The following is a 16,927-nucleotide window of genomic DNA, read 5'->3' as shown; positions in this document are numbered from 1 at the left end:
GTGATCTTGCCACTTGCTAAGTTTAGAAAATACATCGATAAATTCAATGAGGATGACGAGGAGACAGTCATCCAAGAAATTTCTAATAAAGATTCATGGTCTTGGCTTCAACAAAACATCCCTTTTTTCGAGTGTCCAGATCAAGAAATTGAAGAAGTTTATTACTTTCGCTGGTGGACATATCGAAAGCATATAAAGCGTACACCGGATGGTTTTATCATCACAGAGTTTCATCCAAATGTTCATTGGGCCGGGAAACATAATTCCATCAATTGCTCTGCTGGTCATCACTTTTATGAAGGGCGCTGGTTAAAAGAAAGCAAGGCGATCTTTTACGACTTTGCAACATTCTGGTTTCGTCGTGGAGGTTCCTCCCGCTCCTATAGCACGTGGCTGGTAGATGGAATATGGAATTACTGTACGGTGCTTGGAAAGTATGACTTATTGATTGACCTTTTGGCGGATTTTGTGGGGAATTTTCGTGCTTGGGAGTCGTCCAATCTCCATTCAAGTGGACTATTTTGGTCCAATGATGATCGAGACGCTATGGAGTACTCCATCAGCGGGTCCGGTTTACGCCCAACTTTGAACTCATACCTCTTTGCTGATGCGGTTGCCATTGCTAAAACTGCTGAACTCGCTGGTGATTCACGTCTTCAGGAGGAATTTAGTCACAAATCCAGTGAGATCAAGCAATTAATGCTAGAGAGGCTATGGGATCCAATGGAAGAGTTCTTTAAGGTATTGCCTTTGGGGTCGCACACTGCGGCCTTGACGAGTTGGGACTTTAGCAATGTCGATCCATCTCACAATGTTCGCGAAGAAATAGGCTTTATTCCTTGGTATTTCAATATACCTGACATAGGGTACGAGAATGCGTGGACGCAATTAATAGATCCGAATGGTTTTTTTGCTCCGTTCGGTCCAACCACGGCAGAACGGCGCCATTCACGATTTATGTCCGAGCATTCGAACCATGAATGCCTTTGGAACGGTCCCTCTTGGCCGTTTAGTACATCCCAGACGCTCACCGCGATGGCGAATCTATTGAATAACTATGATCAAAAGGTCGTCAGTCTACAGGACTATTTGAAAGAACTTCAGGTTTACGCTCGCTCGCATTACCGTCAGGTTTCCAGCAGTAAACGAATTTGCTGGATTGATGAAAACCTTCATCCATTTACAGGTGAGTGGTTAGCCCGCGGTATCCTTGAGCGATGGGGATGGAGGACTGAAAAAGGAGGATACGAACGCGGAAAAGACTATAATCATTCCACATACTGCGATCTCATTATTTCTGGATTAATTGGACTTCGGGCAACCGATAATGACGAGCTATTGGTCATCAATCCCCTAATCCCACAAGGTACATGGCATTACTTTTGCTTAGATAGAGTATCCTATCGCGGATTGGACTTGACGATAATGTACGATGAGACAGGACAAAGGTATGGCCACGGGGCCGGATTATTCGTTTTTGTGAACGGAAAACAACGAGCATATTCACCTTCTATAGGTAAGATTGAAATCAACCTTACGAAATCTGCTTATTAAATTAGGAGGAGTTACTATGACAGCCAACACTATCGGACAGAAACGCGGAACTTCATGCGGGTGGAATAAGTACGAGAATAATCCTGTTCTTGGAGGTGAGCATGGTACTTGCTTTGATCTTAGCGTACTCAAGGACAATGGGGTATATAAGATGTACTTCTCCTGGCGCCCCAAGCAATCCATTGCCTTAAGTGAGAGTTTAGATGGAATCAATTGGAGTGAACCTATTATCGTCTTGGGGCCTAGGGAGACCAAGAAAGGATGGGAAGACGAGTTGAATCGCCCGGTCGTTGTCAGGAGAAATGATGAGTATCATATGTGGTACACAGGCCAATATAAAGCGGGACAACCGGATGGACATTCGTGGATATTTTACGCCACTAGCCCGGACGGTATCGAATGGACCCGGAGAAGTCTGGAACCTGTTTTAACTTTCGAAGAACCGTGGGAAAAAGTAGCTGTTATGTGCCCACATGTAATATGGGATGAATCATCAGCGCTCTGGAAGATGTGGTATTCTGGGGGCGAACAATATGAGCCGAACGCAATTGGATATGCCACCAGCAAAGACGGTCTACAATGGAATAAACTTTCTACAAACCCCATTTTTGAGTGCGATCCGAATGTTGCCTGGGAGCAACACAAAGTGGCTGGATGTCAAGTTGTGAAAATAGATGGCTGGTATTTTATGTTTTACATCGGATACTACAATGAACATTATGCACAAGTAGGGCTGGCTCGTTCAAAGAATGGGGTCGATGATTGGGAGAGGCACATTCATAACCCAATCATTGCACCCGATGAAGGTGCATGGGATGGGGATGCATGCTATAAACCCTATGCCATCTTTGATGGCCAGCGGTGGGTACTGTGGTATAACGGTCGCAGAGGTGCTCCAGAACAAATCGGGGTTGCATTTCACGAAGGCAAGGATCTTGGATTTTCAGAAAGATTAAGTGCGAACAACAGATAGTGAGGGAAAGAAGGGCAACGCGCGTTGAGAGTCGATGCGTGTTGTCCTTCTTCATTACATGAAATTAGCAATATCACAATTATTATAAGTCGAAAGGAGAAGAACAGTGATAAGGTTCGTCGCGCCACCACTTCCGATTTATTTAGCTAGTGGATTTGTATCCTATGCGCCTGGAGACCAACACGTTGCGCGAGAGCGTTTAGGTCTATTTGATGTGCTGTTTGTATCTAAAGGCACGTTATTTATGGGGGATGACTTGCCCAAAATTTCACGTCGGTGGACGATTGCTGCCAATGAGTTCTTAATTCTAAAACCAGATAGGCCACACTTCCCATGGAAACCGTGTGACGAACTTACGCAATTTTATTGGTTACACTTCTACGTTCCACACACTTGGTATGAACAACGTCAAAACAAGATGATAGAACACAAGAGCTCCATTCGGCTCACTCGTGATATTTTAATTAATGCACAGTCGGAAGATGAAAGACGCCATATAAAGCCGTTCAATATAGATATTCCAGAGTTCGGTACCTTAACCAAACCAACGATGGTGTACGAACGGCTTATAGAATTAATTTCATTGGAAAAAAACTCGACTAACTTTGGGCGTTTTCGGCAACAGTCTCTCTTTCAATTAATTATGATTGATCTGAATAATACACAGGCCCTAACTGAGACCTCAAATGTGTCTAAAGTTGCATACGATGCGGCTAACTTCATAAGGGGGAACTTTAATCGGAATATTTCGTACCAATTGTTGGCAATAGAATTGAACTTTCATTCTACGTATATAACTAGATGTATGAAACGAATTTTTGGATGTACTCCAAGCGAATATCTTCGCAGGTATCGTGTAGATCAAAGCAAGCTACTCCTACTCAGTACAGATTTACCAATAGCGGTTATTGCAAATCAAGTAGGATATAGTCAACAAAGTTTCTACACGTACAATTTCAAGAAAGAAGTAGGCGAAACTCCGTTAGAATTCCGTCGCCGTTTAAAAACAAGTGAGGAAACGTTATCAAACGATCGTTTTTGAGCGCAATATGCTCCGTATGTCACATTCTTTCGCCGAGCGGCGTCTATATCATCGAGGTGAACATCATGAAGAGAGCTGTTATGCTCAACGGGATTATGGCGCCTTTGTTTTTACTCGGCGGTTGCGCGAATCCATTTGGCGCACGCGGCGGGAATGCGGACAACCATACGTCTGGCGTCACGGCGAATCAGGCCACGGGCATCAGTCAGCAGATCACGCCAAAAGCCGTCGTCTTGCAACTTAAATCGCTCGCGCAGTCAGGCAAGGTGGATAACAGCTCGTTTGTGAGCGGAAAATCCACTATTGGCGAGGTAGAGCAAGCTTGGGGTCAGCCGAATACAAACAATGCGGCGGGCGAAGGCACGTATGCCACGTACAGCGCCAAACAGGCCGCATTTGGATACAACCAGAGCGGTATCATTTTTGATGTCCGCTCCTACAGCAAACGCGTCCAGCAACTGACGGCGGCGAATGTCAAAAATGCGTTGGGCGCGCCGAACACCATCAATCATCTCACAAACCAGATAAATGAGATCTACCAAGTCAACGACACGTATCAGATCCAATTTATCATCGACACCAAAACCAATCGAGTGGACCATATCTCCGTTTATGATCCACAAGCGGTAGCGGCGCAGACCACGCCATTGACTTCAACTACATCGTCAACGACGCCGATTCGCGGCGTGATCGAAGGATTTTATGGCGCGCCTTGGACAGAGCAGGAACGAATCAACATGTTTCATTTCATGAAGACTCAGCAAATGAACACGTACGTCTACGCGCCGAAGGATGATCCCTATCAACGCGCAAAGTGGGGTGTGCGCTATCCCGCAGCGCAGTTCAAGCAAATGAAGACGTTGGTGGAGAACGCAAACGCAAATGGCGTGCGGTTTGTCTATTCCATTTCGCCGGGCATCCCTGCGCCCTTGCCGGGACAGTCGTTGACCCAGCAGATGATTGACCAGTCCATCACGTACAGTTCGGCGGCAGATAAACAAAAATTAGAGCAGAAAATCAACCAAATGGAGTCTATTGGTGTGCACACGTTCATGTTGTCCTTTGATGACATCGAAACGATGCTTAAACCTGCAGACCAAAAGGTGTATGGGAATCAATACGCGAAGGCGCAAATGCAATTGGCCAATCAAATCTTGCGCGACGAACGAAAACGAGATCCGCAGTTCAAGCTGTGGTTTGCGCCGACTTCCTACTATGGCCTAATTGATGGCCCGTACTGGCAGACGATGCGCTCGACGTTGGATCCGAGCATACAAGCCATCTGGACAGGGAAATGGGTTATTAACAAAACCATCACCACGGCGCAAGCGGAGGAGATCACCCAGCTTTATGGCCGCAAACCAATTTTGTGGGACAACTATCCGGTCAATGATTACACCTACGATGTGAATCAATCCCACCAACTGATGATGGGGCCTGTTCAGGGAAGGGACGCGACCTTGCTTCAGCATGTGGCTGGTTATATCAGCAACCCAATGTTGCAACCGGATGCCTCCCAGTTGGCTTTGCAAACCATCGCCGATTATCTGCAACACCCAAGCACATATCAACCGCTTGCGGCTTGGGATGAAGCCGTTAAGCAGATGCCGGGCATCACCAATCCGGGATTGTTCAAAACGTTTGCCGAGTACACATCGACAAGTGAGTTGAATCCGAGTGGCTACGCGCCAATCGGTTCCATGATTTCTGCCTATTGGAATGCTTCTTCTGCGTCACAAAAACAGCAAGCCGAAAATACGTTGCGCGCGCAGTTGCAGTTGTTGGCCAGCTTACCGCAGAAATTGCCGCCGACGATTACGGATAAGGAATTGTTGAGCGAGATCCAGCCATGGTTGACGAAGCTGGGCGAAGAAGGCCAAGGCGGGATTGATGCGCTTGCACAAATCAATCAGCCGAGTACAGCGCATGAACAGGCTTTGGAAGCACAGTTGAACAAAGTGAAGCATTCTCCTTATCAAATTGGCAGTGACATCATTTCGTTTATGCAGAAGGCTGCAGACCGCTGATTTTCATGCGGTTTGCAGCGAGATGCTGTCGTCGTGACAAAGACGAGACAAAATCGTTTCATTTTCTTCATAACCCCCCATACAATCCCTATTGCGAAAAATGTCGTTTCCTCTGATGATAGATCATATAGTCTCTAAAATAATTTAATATCTAAGCATTTTCGCAGGGCGGACATAGAGCCAACTTCATTACCAAAGTAGACCGCCATGCGGATGCGTGATGCGTCCCGCACCAACAGCAGCATGAGAATGCCATTCAATCGAGGCATTGCGGATGGCGCACGCAGAAGTAGCGACTCTATTTACAGAACAGAGAGGATTACAGACATGTGGAAAATTGCGGTTAAACAAGCACCCCTGGTCATCGGCGTGGCGCTGATTGTCAGTGGTGGGGCAGTTGGATGTGGTTTGGGGGGAACAGCGGCAAAGGCCACGCCCATTCCGCCAGAAGCTGTGAGCGTCGAGACCATCCAAATGAGCAAGCAGTCGATTGGCGACACTTACCTGGGCACGGTTACACCTTACATTCAGACGACTTTGGCTCCTAGCGCTTCGGGAGAACTGTCGCAGTTGAACGTTCGGGCCGGACAAACGATTAAAGCGGGGGAGACATTGGCCTCGCTCGATCCGTCGACCGTCGTTCCACAGGAAAACGCGGCGAATCAGGCGAATGCCGCTGTGATCAGCGCGCAACAGCAGTATGCGGATGCACAGGCGATGTACAACGACAACATCAATGCGCAGCAACAGATTTCCTCGGCGCAGAGCGCGGTGACAGAACAGGCGGCTGCCCTGAAAACCGCCAAAGTGAACTTGCAGAAGGCACAATTGCAAGAGCAACAAACGCTGAGTGGATCAGCGACGACGCCAGCGGATGAATCTGCGCTGCAGGCGGTGGTGGATGCGGACAACCAAGCGCTCACTGCTGCGCAGAAACAGTTGGACGTCGCACAAAGCAACTTGACGATATTGCAGCAGTCCTTGGCGACCGCGCAGGCGCAGTATGGGGACATTACGGAAGATCAGGTCCAGCAAGCCGCGCAAGCGTACCAGGATGCTTTGTCACACTACCAATCCTGGCAACAGGGTGGATACACGGGCACAAATCCGTATCAGGCGAATATGACGGCGGATCAAACCGTCTATCAGGATTTGAGCAACGGGTACAGCACGCTCCAACAGGCGCAACAGCAGTACAATTCCGGCACACAGAGCGTCGCTTCAGCGCAGAGTGCTGTGTCACAGGCGCAGGCGAATTTGGCCAATGCCAAGAAGTCAGTCGCGGACGCGGCGCCGCCGGCAAGCGACAGCAATACAGCACAGCAAGCGAAAGTTGCGGTGACCGCGGCGCAGGATTCGTTGACACAGGCACAGGCGCAATATGACGCTGCAGTGACCTCATTGAACATGGCGAAAAAAATCGCTGGAGATAAGACGCAAGCGAAGCAGACGCTGGACAATGCGTCCTCGGCGCTGCGCCAAGATCAGGTGCAGGCGAATGCGGATGAGAAGACGCTGCAAGTGCAAATTCAGGATGGCAAAGTGGTGTCGCCGATTTCTGGGGTGGTCCAATCCGTCGGGGCGCAAGTCGGTCAGCAGGTGGGGCCGCAAACGACGCTGTTGACGATTGCTTCCACGAGTCCGATCATGGCGACTGTGAATGTGCCGGAATCGGATATCGGCAAGTTTCACACTGGCAGTGCTATCAACGTCCAGGTGCCAAGTTTGAATCAAACTTTTGTGGGCAAAGTGCTGACCATTCATCCACAGCTCAATCAGACGACGAACCAGTATCCCGTGGATGTCACGATTTCAGGCAAGCATTCGCAACTTTTGCCTGGGTTGCAAGTACAGACCCAATTGACCGATTCCGGCAGCAAAAAGGTCATTTTGGTGCCTGCCGATGCGGTGCTCAGTATGCAAAGCGGCGCAGAGGAAGTCTTTGTCGAGCAGAACGGCGTGGTCCACAGCCGCATCGTGGAGGTGGGGGCAATGTCGAGCACACAGTACCAAATCACAAGTGGGCTGAAAGTCGGAGACAAGATTGTCGTACAAGGGCAAAACCTCCTCTCGGACGGTGACAAGGTCAAGGTCGTTTCGGAGGACGGATCGAAAGCGGGATCGTAAGCATGGAGGTTGGCGTAGAGACGCGACAGTCGGGGATATGTGAGAATCCATCAGATTGAATGACTAGAAGCTTTTTCACATGGCCCAGGGCATCGATTTTATTTGTATAGATAGACGGCCATGCGTGATGCGTCCCGCACCAGCAGAATCATGAAAATACCAGTCAATCGAGGCATCGCGGATAGCGCACGCACAGGTATCGTATTATTTTCAGGTTAGGAGATTAGAACGGGTGAAAATAGCCAATCTCTCAATTCGCCGCCCGGTGACCATCACCATGATTATGATTGCCGTCGTCATTGTCGGCATCTTCGCGGTGTTTCAGTTACCGGAGGAATTGTATCCCAAATTGAACTTGCCTGTAGCTGCTGTGGCGACGTCCTGGTCAGGGGCATCGCCGGAGGCGGTCGAACAGCAAGTGACAGATCCACTCGAACAGGGGCTGCAGGGACTGTCTGGCGTATCCCAGATTACGTCGACGTCAACCCAGGGCAGCAGCTTGGTCATCGTGGAGTTCAATTATGGCACGAACATCGATGAGGCGCTCAACCAGATGCGCAGCATTGTTTCCGCGACGCAGGGACAATTGCCGAGTGACGCGGGGACCCCTGGAGTGGAACAGTTCGATCCCAGCAGTCTCCCCATCATGACGTTGTCTCTGTACGGTGGGCAGTCGCAGCAATCCATCAGCGATGTGGCGACGAACATCGTCAAACCGGCGCTGCAGCATTTAAATGGGGTTGCGGGCGTGACGCCGTCTGGCACGTTGACGCGGCAGATCACGGTCAACGTCAAACCGGACAAGCTGCAGTTCTATCACTTGTCCATCCAACAGGTCGTTCAAGCGCTGCAAGGGAGCAACTTGTCTGCAGACGCCGGGCAGGTGCAAAAAGGTTCCTTGCTCATCCCTCTGCGCGTAAATGGGCAGTTCACGTCGGCGGATCAACTGAACAATGTGCCGATCCCGCTGAGTGGCGGCGGCACCATCGACCTGAAAGATGTGGCGGATGTCGTAGATGGCGACAAGACGGTCACTATGATTTCCACGGTCAACGGCCAGCCTGCCGTGACGCTGGATATTTCACAAGCGAGCGATGCGAATACTGTGACGGTTTCCAACGAAGTTCGCAAAGAAATCACCGAGTTGCAATCACAGTTGCCGCAGGGAGTCCATTTAGGCATCTTCTCTGACAGTGCCCAGTCGATTCGGGACACCATCAACACGGTGGTCAATCACACGGTTTTGGGTTTCATCTTTGGGATTTTGGTCATCTTGTTGATTCTTCGAAGCATCAAGACGACCGTTGTCGTCGCGGTTGCGATTCCGATTGCCGCATTGGCGACGTTTGCCTTGATGTACTTCAGCAAACTGTCATTGAACTCCATCACCTTAGGGAGTCTCGCTGTCGGACTTGGGTCGCTTGTCGACTTTTCGATTGTCGTCTTGGAGAGCATATTCCGAGCCCGACAGGCGGGGATGGATCCGGTCGAGGCCGCGAAGCGGGGGACCAAAGAAGTCGGGCTGGCTGTGGTCGTCGCCGCACTGGCGCAGATTTGTGTCTTTGCGCCCTCCATTTTCGTGCCGGGGATTGCCGGACAATTCTTCCGCCCACTCTCGCTGACGGTGAGTTTTTCGCACATTGCGGCCTTGTTCGTCGCCTTGACGTTCACGCCGATGCTCGCTTCGCGCCTCTTGCGGGGACGCCGTTTTGAGACCGCGGAAACCATTCCAGGCAAGACTGCCCCTTTCCGGTTTTGGGCGCCGTTTGATTGGGTCGGCCGCGGCATGCATGAATTGACACAGGTCTACCGCAGGGTGCTGAATTGGAGCTTAAACCATCGCAAGAGCATCCTCTTTGGGACGATTGGGATGTTTATCTTGAGTATTGCACTGGTGCCGTCGATTGGCTTTGAATTGGTGCCAAATGTAGGGGACAACCAAATCTCCATTTCCGTGCAAACCGCCGATGGAACCGATTTGAATTCGACGAATCAAGTCGTGCAACAAGTCGAGAAGCTGGCGAAGAAAGATATGAAGGGCATTCAGCAGGTGGATGCACAAATTGGCGGATCCTCCTATGGTTCGGGCGCGTCGACCAACACGGCGACCCTCACGTTGACGTTTGCCAACAGTGTGTCGACGGACGCCGTCAATCAGATGGCGCACGATTTTGGCAACGAGGTCAGCAATATTCCGGGGGCGCAGATTCTGGTGACGCCTGGCTCGGCGAATGGCGATAGTGGACCGGCGTCCAACAGCATTGCCGTCCAGATTCAGGGGCCGGACAATCAGACGTTGCAGATTTTGAGCAACGAAGTGGAAAAAATCATGAAATCGACACCGGGCCTGGAATATGTGGACAACCAAACGTCAACGGGAACGCCGGATTATCAGTTGAACATCAATCAGGCGGCCTTGGCGCAATTTGGCCTTAGCGCGCAACAAGTGGAATCCACGTTGAGCACGGCGCTGCAGGGCACAAAAGCATCGACGTTTTTCCAGGGCAACCAGCAGTATGATATCGTGGTTCAATTGCCCGCAAGCTTTTCGCAAAACCTGAACAACTTGTCGCAAATTCAAGTGGAGAACAACAGCGGTCAATTTGTGCCAGTCACCCAGTTGGGCAGCTTGACAACATCGCAGGAGCCGCCGCAGATCTCCCATGTGGATGGCGTCCGATCCGTCTCTGTCAGCGCCACACCATACGGCGCGACGTCAGGGCGGGTTCAAGCGCAACTCGGCAAGGAACTGAAGAGCATCCATGTGCCACAGGGGTACTATGTCGGGTTTGGTCAAAACGGCGCCTTTTTGACAAGCGCATTTGTCGGATTGGCTGCGGCGTTCGGGTTCTCCATCTTGCTGCTGTACATGCTGATGGCCAGCTTGTTTGAAGCGCTGCTCACGCCGTTGGTCATCATGTTCTGTCTGCCGCCGACGTTTATCGGCGCAGCGTTGGGCTTATTCTTGACCCACCGTTCGTTGAACATCGATTCGGCGATTGGCGTCATCATGGTGATGGGGTTGATTGCCAATAACGCCATCGTTTTGATTGACTACACCAACCAATTGCGCAAACAGGGCAAGCCGTTGCGCGAGGCGCTGGTGGAGGCGGGGCCCATTCGTCTGCGGCCAATTGTCATGTCAACTCTGACCACCATTCTTGCGATGATGCCGCTGGTCATCGGCTACGGCAAGGGGGCGGCGACCTTGGCGTCCATGGCGACGGTCATTGCATTTGGACTCGCGTTCTCCACGCTGGTGACGCTGGTCTTGGTGCCAGTGGTCTATGTCATGCTCGACAATCGGATTTCGCGGCGCAAACACCGTGGCCGCAAAAAACGCCAACCATCCATTGTCGATGGTGGACCGGGGTTGGGTATGTGATTGTTGTGGATGGAGATATCACTTGTAATTGAATCATGACGGGTTGGGCCGTCCCCAAGCAGGAAACTGCGCAGGGGCGGCCCTTTTCTGTCATTTGTGCGAGCTTGTTGTTTAGCAGGTAAAGCCAGGCACATCTGACCCCCTATCTGTCAACACTGTGTCGCCCAGTCACTACGTGACAGGCGATATCGTGCTGGGGACTAAGCGCGGACAAATCCGGCACCTCGGACCGGCAGCGGTCCTGAACGAGCGGACAGCGCGGTGCAAATGGGCAGCCATGGCGGGGGACTTCATTCGTCCCCGATGTCGGCGTGATCATCTGTTCTCCTCGCGCCGCGCGCCGCGGATTCGGAATCGCTGACCATAAGAGTTGCGTATAAGGGTGCTGCGGGTTGGCCAATATGGTTTCCGTATCACCCATTTCAACCACAAGACCTCGATACAGCACCATCATGCGCTGGGCCAATAGCCGCGCACTCAGTAGATCGTGCGTAATATACAACATGGCTGTGACCTGTTTTTGCGCGAGCAAATCGCGTAACAGACTCAACACATCCGCGCGAATCGAGACGTCCAGCATCGAGACAGGCTCATCTGCAATGACAATCTCAGGTGATGCAGCTAACGCCCTTGCGATCACGACACGTTGCCGCTGCCCGCCCGACAGTTGGTGTGGCCGCTTCCCCAAGTATTCGTCCGGCGGCGTCAATTGCACCGTACTGAGAATCGCTCGCGCACGCTCTAGCGCCGCCGCGCTATTCATCTTCTGGAAATTGATCAGTGGACGACTCACTGCATAGCTGATCCGGTTAAAGGGATTGAGCGCCGAATAGGGATCCTGAAAAACCATCTGGACGCGCTGCCGCAAACTCTGCGCCTTTTTCGCTTGGGATTCCAGAAAGCGAATGCGACCCGCGGTCGGCGTTTCGATGCCTGCCAACATCCGGCCAATCGTGGTTTTGCCGCTGCCGCTCTCGCCAACTAAAGCGACGACTTCGCCGTTTCCGATGGTAAACGAAACATTGCGCACCGCCGTAAAAGGCTCCGCACGCCGTCCGGGCACGCGAAACGTTTTCGTGAGTCCTTCGACCTCAAGTACTGGTTTTAACGACATGAGGCACCTCCTCTTGCATGACCAAACATCTCAAATCGACATCGGCGAGTGATTCCAGTGGCGGGAGGCTGCTTTTGCAGGCCTCCTGAACCAGCGGACATCTCGGCGCATACATGCACGCATTTGGAATCGTGTGCAAATCCGGCGGCGAGCCTGGAATCCCAGCGTAGGATCCCTTCGGATTTTCGGGATCCGGCAGGGATCGAATGAGGGCTTGGGTGTACGGGTGCCAGGCTTGGTCAAGCATGGTCCGCGAGCGCTGCCGCTCTACGATCTCGCCTGCGTACATGACGACGACTTCATCCGCCAACTCCAGGACGAGCCCCAAATCATGGCTGATGAAGAGCATCGCAAAAGGCTGTTGCCGACGCAGCGCCTTCAGGTTCTCCAAAATTTGCCGCTGGACCACCATGTCGAGCGCAGTGGTCGGTTCGTCCATAATGACCAGCTTCGGATTTAAGACCAAGGAAAGGGCGATGGCGATCCGCTGTTTCATGCCGCCCGACAATTCATGGGGATAGCGTCGCAGCACCTCAGGGCGGATTTGCACCATGTCCAGCACTTCAACCGCGCGCTGTTCGATGGCGGCCCGCCCCGTTTTTCCGTGCTGTTCCATCACATCGTGAAATTGGGCGCCAATCGTCATAATCGGATTGAGCGCGTTCATGCCGCTCTGGAGGACGACCGCAAGGGTGTCCCAGCGCGCTTGGCGCATTTTCTCGGGCGACAGTGTCATCCAGTCTTGTCCAGCAATCTGAATGCGGCCTGATACGATTTGCGCAGGAGGCCGTTCCAGGCGGGCAATGGCAAAGCCTAAGGTCGATTTGCCACAGCCCGATTCTCCGACCAGTCCGACGAACTCATCCTCTTGAATGGTCAACGACACGTTGCGCACAGCGTGAACAGGGTTTTGGCGTCCATAGTCAATCGACAAATTTTCCACGGTGACTAAGGGGTTCATCACGATTCCTCCTGCAGGCGGGGATTGGATACAGCGTCAAACCCGAAGTTGATGAGCACAAGGGACATCCCAAAGAGGGCAATTGCCAATCCTGGCGCAAGAATCCAGGCCCATTGCCCTTCCAGCAGCGCGCTGGAGTTTTGCGCCCAATAGAGCATGGACCCCCAGGAGATCTGATTCGGATTGCCAAATCCCAGGAATTCCAGTCCGACCGCCGCCAAGAGACCGGCTGTGGAAGCACCCAGGAAATTGGCCATCACCAAAGACAACATATTTGGCACGATTTCACGCGCAATCACCCGGCCAACGCTGTCTCCCGCAAGTCGCGCCGCCGTGACAAAGTCGCGCGAACGGAGCGTCACCACCTGCGAGCGGAGCACCCGCGCTCCCCAGGGCCAACCCGTAAAGCCGATAATGACCACAATCAGCGCCATACCTTTCCCTGGCGCGTACGAGGCCAGCACAATCAACAACGGCAAACCCGGTAAAACCAAAAACACGTTCGTCAAAAACGACAGGACTTCGTCAATCCAACCTGACACATAGCCAGCGGTGATCCCAATCAGCATCGCCAAAAAAGTCGCGATGGCTCCTACCGAAAAGGAAACAATCACGGAAATGCGCGTTCCGTAGATGAGTTGCGACATCACATCCTGCCCGTTTTGGGTCGTCCCCAGCCAGTGTTGGAGCGATGGGCCATGCATAATTGAGAAATTGGATTCCTTCGGGCTATACGGCGTCAACAACGGCCCAAATATCGACGCCACCACAAAGATGAGTAGAATCACGATGCCAATGCGCGCTTTGCGATTCTTCCACAACACAGCGGCAATCTCGTGAATTGCGCCCCGAGATTGCGCTTTCGGCCGCTTTGCCACAATTTCGCTGCTCATGACGCCCCTCCTCGCCGCACTCGGGGATCGATCAGCACGTAGGCGAGATCGGCAAAAAAGTTGGCCAAGACCACACAGACCACGATAATCAGGAAGATCCCCTGCATCAGCGGATAGTCTTCGTTAATGACCGCGTTATACAGCAAATAGCCAATGCCCGGATACGAGAACACAATTTCCGTGAGCAGCGATCCACCGACGACAAACCCCAACGCCATCGCAAAGCCCGTCAGATTGGGCAATAGCGCATTGCGGGCGACATACATCCAGGAGATCCAGCCGCGTCGCAATCCCTTGGCATTGGCCAACAACACGTAATCTTCGTTCAGTGTGTTGATCATGTTGTTGCGCATGCCCAAGAGCCACCCGCCGATGGAACTGACCACTATCGTCAAGGCCGGCAAGAATCCATGGTCCATCACGCTGGTCACAAAATTCCAACTCAAGCTCACCGGGAACGCTGTATTATAGGAACCACTTAGCGGAAACCATTTCAAAATAAACGACAGAAAATATACGGCGGCCAACCCGAGCCAAAAATAAGGGAACGTATTGGTGAAGCTTGAAATCATCGTCAAGACCCCATCTGTTGCTTTTCCCCGCCGCATTGCGGCTGTAATGCCGAGGCCCGTGCCCAACACGAAACTGATCAACGTGGAAATCCCCACTAGACCGAGGGTCCAAGGGAGGGCGTGCGCAATCATATAGGTCACGCTATATGGGAAATACGTGTAGGACACGCCAAAATTAAAGTGGATGCACTCTTTGAGATACTGCAAATACTGTTGAAAGATGTTGGCGTGCGAAACGCCCAGCATGAGTTCAATGGCCTTCATGGCGCTTGGGCTTATCGTGCCGCGTTCATGAAACCGCGCAATCATCGCCTCCACTGGATTCCCAGGCATCATCCGCGGAATCAGAAAGTTAATCGTAATGGCAACCCAGAGTGTGCAAAGTAAGATGATAAATCGCCGCACAAAGTAACGCATCGGGCACCTCCTCTGTGGGTTCGCGAGAAGAACGCGGCTGGCCGAAACGCGCCGGGCGGGAAGCTGCCCGGCGCATCTCATAGGCAGCCGTTGCTTATTGCACCGGGCGCAAGTGGGTCAGCACCACGAGCGATCCCGGCGCGGTATAAGGGTTGCTCGCCGTCGGCCAACCTACGTAATGGTTGGTCTGGTATTCGTTCCACCCGGCACCCGAAACCAAAGCGACAACCGGCACTTGCGTAAAGCTGATTTGCTCGAGTTGATCGATGATCTGATGTTGCTTGGTTGTGTTGGTCGTCTTGGCATATTCGCTGAGCAGCTTATCGGCCTCGGGATCGTTGAAGCGCTCTGTGTTGGCGTTGAAGGTTGCCGTTTGGCCCACTGGCGCCGACTCAGACGACGACATGATGTAGTCATAGATGTAGTAGGGATTGGACTCGCTCCAGCCATAGACCAAAGCCGCCTGAAAATGGCCCGTTTCGACATCATTTGTATCCGTGGTCACGGAGGGCGTCTCGGTGTTGACTTTAATGCCGAGTTGGCCTAGTTCTGTCTGAATAATTTGCATGTCTTGAATGTAGTCGGTCCAGCCCGTTGGACATTCCAGTGTAAAGCTCAACTGTTTGCCATCGGGGCCAATCAACTCGCCGTTTTGTTTGTGATAGCCAATTGAATTCAGCAGAGCCAGGGCTTTTTGCGGCGAATAGTTGTAAGCGTATTTTTTCGCTAAGCTTTGATCTAGCCAACTGCTATCGAGTGTCGGCGGCAACAACGACTGGTTTGCCGGTGGTTCATAGCCATATTCACCCTGTTTGTAGATCTTTTGTTTGTCGATGGCGTAAGCCATGGCCTGGCGGAACTTGACATTGTTGAACGGTGCTTCTGTCAAATTAAAATACAAGGCGGTTGGCGAATCTAGTGGGAACCAGTAGTGATAATCTTTAGGGTCCTTATCAATGTAGGCTTTTTGAATACCGGGTTCGAATAAAACGGATTGGTCAAATTTCCCCTCTGACATCTGCAAGTCGCTGGTCTGGTTGTTGCTCAGTGCGACTTCTGTGATTTCCGGCACCTTGATCAAACTTTTCTGCCAATACAGTGGATTGAGTTTTAGCGTATATTGGCTGGAGTTGAAGCTGCCGACGACATAAGGACCAGTCACAACCGGATTGTCATTGGTAAACGTGACAGGGTTGACCTTTTGAAACTGTGGCGGATAGACAATCACTTGCTGTGCAATATACTGCCAACCTGGCACATTGGGAGTTTTGAACGTAAACGTCACCACATTGCCAGAAGCGGAGACGCCATTGATATAGCTCCAGATGCCATTCACATCCAAGGCGGGGTACTTTTTCAGCAAGTCAAATGTAAATACGACGTCGGCTGCGGTAAAGGGCTTGCCATTCGACCACTTCACGCCTTGCCGAATCGTGAACTGTAGTTTCTTCGTGCCGATCCACTTGTAACTCGTAGCCAACCAGGGTGTCTGTTGACCAGTCAATGAATTGATTTCATACATGGGCTCATACATGTAGGTGACGCCGCCCAAGTCGTTGACCGAAAACGGATTGAAGTTTTCTGTATATCCGGGCGATCCATCTTGTTGGGCCAAAACCAAAGGATACTTGCCCATCGCTGAAGTCGTCCCAGAAGTGCCACTCGGCGTTTTTGTCGGCGTGCTGGTATTGGTCGTCGTCGTCCCGCACCCAGCCACGCATAAAGCCACCACGACGGTAGACGAAGCCAATACAGTTCGGATTTTTCTTCTCTTTGACACAGTAGCTCCCCCTTCGAAAAAGACCTTTTAAACTACGATGTGGGTGAAACCGCTTTCGTAAATAGCGAATCTTCACCGCATA

General features: G+C 51.6%; 11 protein-coding genes. 6 read left to right on the top strand and 5 right to left on the bottom strand.

Annotated features, from left to right (window positions below):
• The 6 genes from ACFSB2_RS13615 to ACFSB2_RS13590 all read left to right on the top strand — a co-directional run bounded on the left by ACFSB2_RS13615 (nt 1) and on the right by ACFSB2_RS13590 (nt 11,108).
• Complete coding sequence (locus ACFSB2_RS13615; RefSeq protein ID WP_377943615.1) at nt 1-1,554, top strand: MGH1-like glycoside hydrolase domain-containing protein; 1,554 nt, start codon at nt 1-3, stop codon at nt 1,552-1,554.
• A 16-nt stretch (nt 1,555-1,570) separates the two neighbouring features.
• Nucleotides 1,571-2,527 carry a family 43 glycosylhydrolase gene (locus tag ACFSB2_RS13610; protein WP_377943614.1) on the top strand — a complete coding sequence of 319 codons (957 nt, stop codon included), beginning with the start codon at nt 1,571-1,573 and terminating at the stop codon, nt 2,525-2,527.
• Nucleotides 2,528-2,633: 106 nt separating this feature from the next.
• On the top strand, nt 2,634-3,569 hold the full coding sequence (locus tag ACFSB2_RS13605; protein WP_377943613.1) for a helix-turn-helix transcriptional regulator: 936 nt from the start codon (nt 2,634-2,636) through the stop codon (nt 3,567-3,569).
• 65 nt (nt 3,570-3,634) lie between these two features.
• Complete coding sequence (locus tag ACFSB2_RS13600) at nt 3,635-5,596, top strand: beta-N-acetylglucosaminidase domain-containing protein (RefSeq protein ID WP_377943612.1); 1,962 nt, start codon at nt 3,635-3,637, stop codon at nt 5,594-5,596.
• A 327-nt stretch (nt 5,597-5,923) separates the two neighbouring features.
• Nucleotides 5,924-7,723 carry an efflux RND transporter periplasmic adaptor subunit gene (locus ACFSB2_RS13595; protein ID WP_377943611.1) on the top strand — a complete coding sequence of 600 codons (1,800 nt, stop codon included), beginning with the start codon at nt 5,924-5,926 and terminating at the stop codon, nt 7,721-7,723.
• Nucleotides 7,724-7,955: 232 nt separating this feature from the next.
• Entirely contained in the window at nt 7,956-11,108 is a 3,153-nt protein-coding gene (locus ACFSB2_RS13590; protein ID WP_377943610.1) for an efflux RND transporter permease subunit, read from the top strand.
• 142 nt (nt 11,109-11,250) lie between these two features.
• Here the strand turns inward: ACFSB2_RS13590 and ACFSB2_RS13585 are convergent, their stop codons facing one another.
• The 5 genes from ACFSB2_RS13585 to ACFSB2_RS13565 all read right to left on the bottom strand — a co-directional run bounded on the left by ACFSB2_RS13585 (nt 11,251) and on the right by ACFSB2_RS13565 (nt 16,845).
• On the bottom strand, nt 11,251-12,222 hold the full coding sequence (locus ACFSB2_RS13585) for an ABC transporter ATP-binding protein (protein WP_377943609.1): 972 nt from the start codon (nt 12,220-12,222) through the stop codon (nt 11,251-11,253).
• Complete coding sequence (locus ACFSB2_RS13580; protein WP_377943608.1) at nt 12,200-13,183, bottom strand: ABC transporter ATP-binding protein; 984 nt, start codon at nt 13,181-13,183, stop codon at nt 12,200-12,202. Before ACFSB2_RS13580 ends, ACFSB2_RS13585 begins: the two co-directional genes overlap by 23 nt.
• Nucleotides 13,183-14,076 (bottom strand): ABC transporter permease, encoded by an 894-nt coding sequence (locus tag ACFSB2_RS13575; RefSeq protein ID WP_377943607.1) that lies wholly within the window; start codon nt 14,074-14,076, stop codon nt 13,183-13,185. The genes ACFSB2_RS13580 and ACFSB2_RS13575 overlap by 1 nt, the downstream gene beginning before the upstream one ends.
• The gene (locus ACFSB2_RS13570) at nt 14,073-15,065 is read right to left on the bottom strand and encodes an ABC transporter permease (RefSeq protein ID WP_377943606.1); all 993 of its coding nucleotides are present in this window, start codon (nt 15,063-15,065) and stop codon (nt 14,073-14,075) included. Before ACFSB2_RS13570 ends, ACFSB2_RS13575 begins: the two co-directional genes overlap by 4 nt.
• A 94-nt stretch (nt 15,066-15,159) precedes the next feature.
• Nucleotides 15,160-16,845 carry an ABC transporter substrate-binding protein gene (locus tag ACFSB2_RS13565; protein WP_377943605.1) on the bottom strand — a complete coding sequence of 562 codons (1,686 nt, stop codon included), beginning with the start codon at nt 16,843-16,845 and terminating at the stop codon, nt 15,160-15,162.
• Nucleotides 16,846-16,927: the final 82 nt, after the last annotated feature.

The organism is Alicyclobacillus fodiniaquatilis, assembly GCF_042678105.1.
In the GTDB taxonomy this organism is placed as follows: domain Bacteria; phylum Bacillota; class Bacilli; order Alicyclobacillales; family Alicyclobacillaceae; genus Alicyclobacillus; species Alicyclobacillus fodiniaquatilis.
This window is presented reverse-complemented; position numbering and strand designations above follow the sequence as displayed.

Excerpts from the sequence above, each read along its gene's own strand:
- ACFSB2_RS13600 (WP_377943612.1), top strand. The coding sequence starts at position 3,635 with ATGAAGAGAGCTGTTATGCTCAACGGGATTATGGCGCCTTTGTTTTTA.
- ACFSB2_RS13585 (WP_377943609.1), bottom strand. The coding sequence starts at position 12,222 with ATGTCGTTAAAACCAGTACTTGAGGTCGAAGGACTCACGAAAACGTTT.
- ACFSB2_RS13595 (WP_377943611.1), top strand. The coding sequence starts at position 5,924 with ATGTGGAAAATTGCGGTTAAACAAGCACCCCTGGTCATCGGCGTGGCG.
- ACFSB2_RS13570 (WP_377943606.1), bottom strand. The coding sequence starts at position 15,065 with ATGCGTTACTTTGTGCGGCGATTTATCATCTTACTTTGCACACTCTGG.
- ACFSB2_RS13580 (WP_377943608.1), bottom strand. The coding sequence starts at position 13,183 with ATGAACCCCTTAGTCACCGTGGAAAATTTGTCGATTGACTATGGACGC.
- ACFSB2_RS13575 (WP_377943607.1), bottom strand. The coding sequence starts at position 14,076 with ATGAGCAGCGAAATTGTGGCAAAGCGGCCGAAAGCGCAATCTCGGGGC.
- ACFSB2_RS13610 (WP_377943614.1), top strand. The coding sequence starts at position 1,571 with ATGACAGCCAACACTATCGGACAGAAACGCGGAACTTCATGCGGGTGG.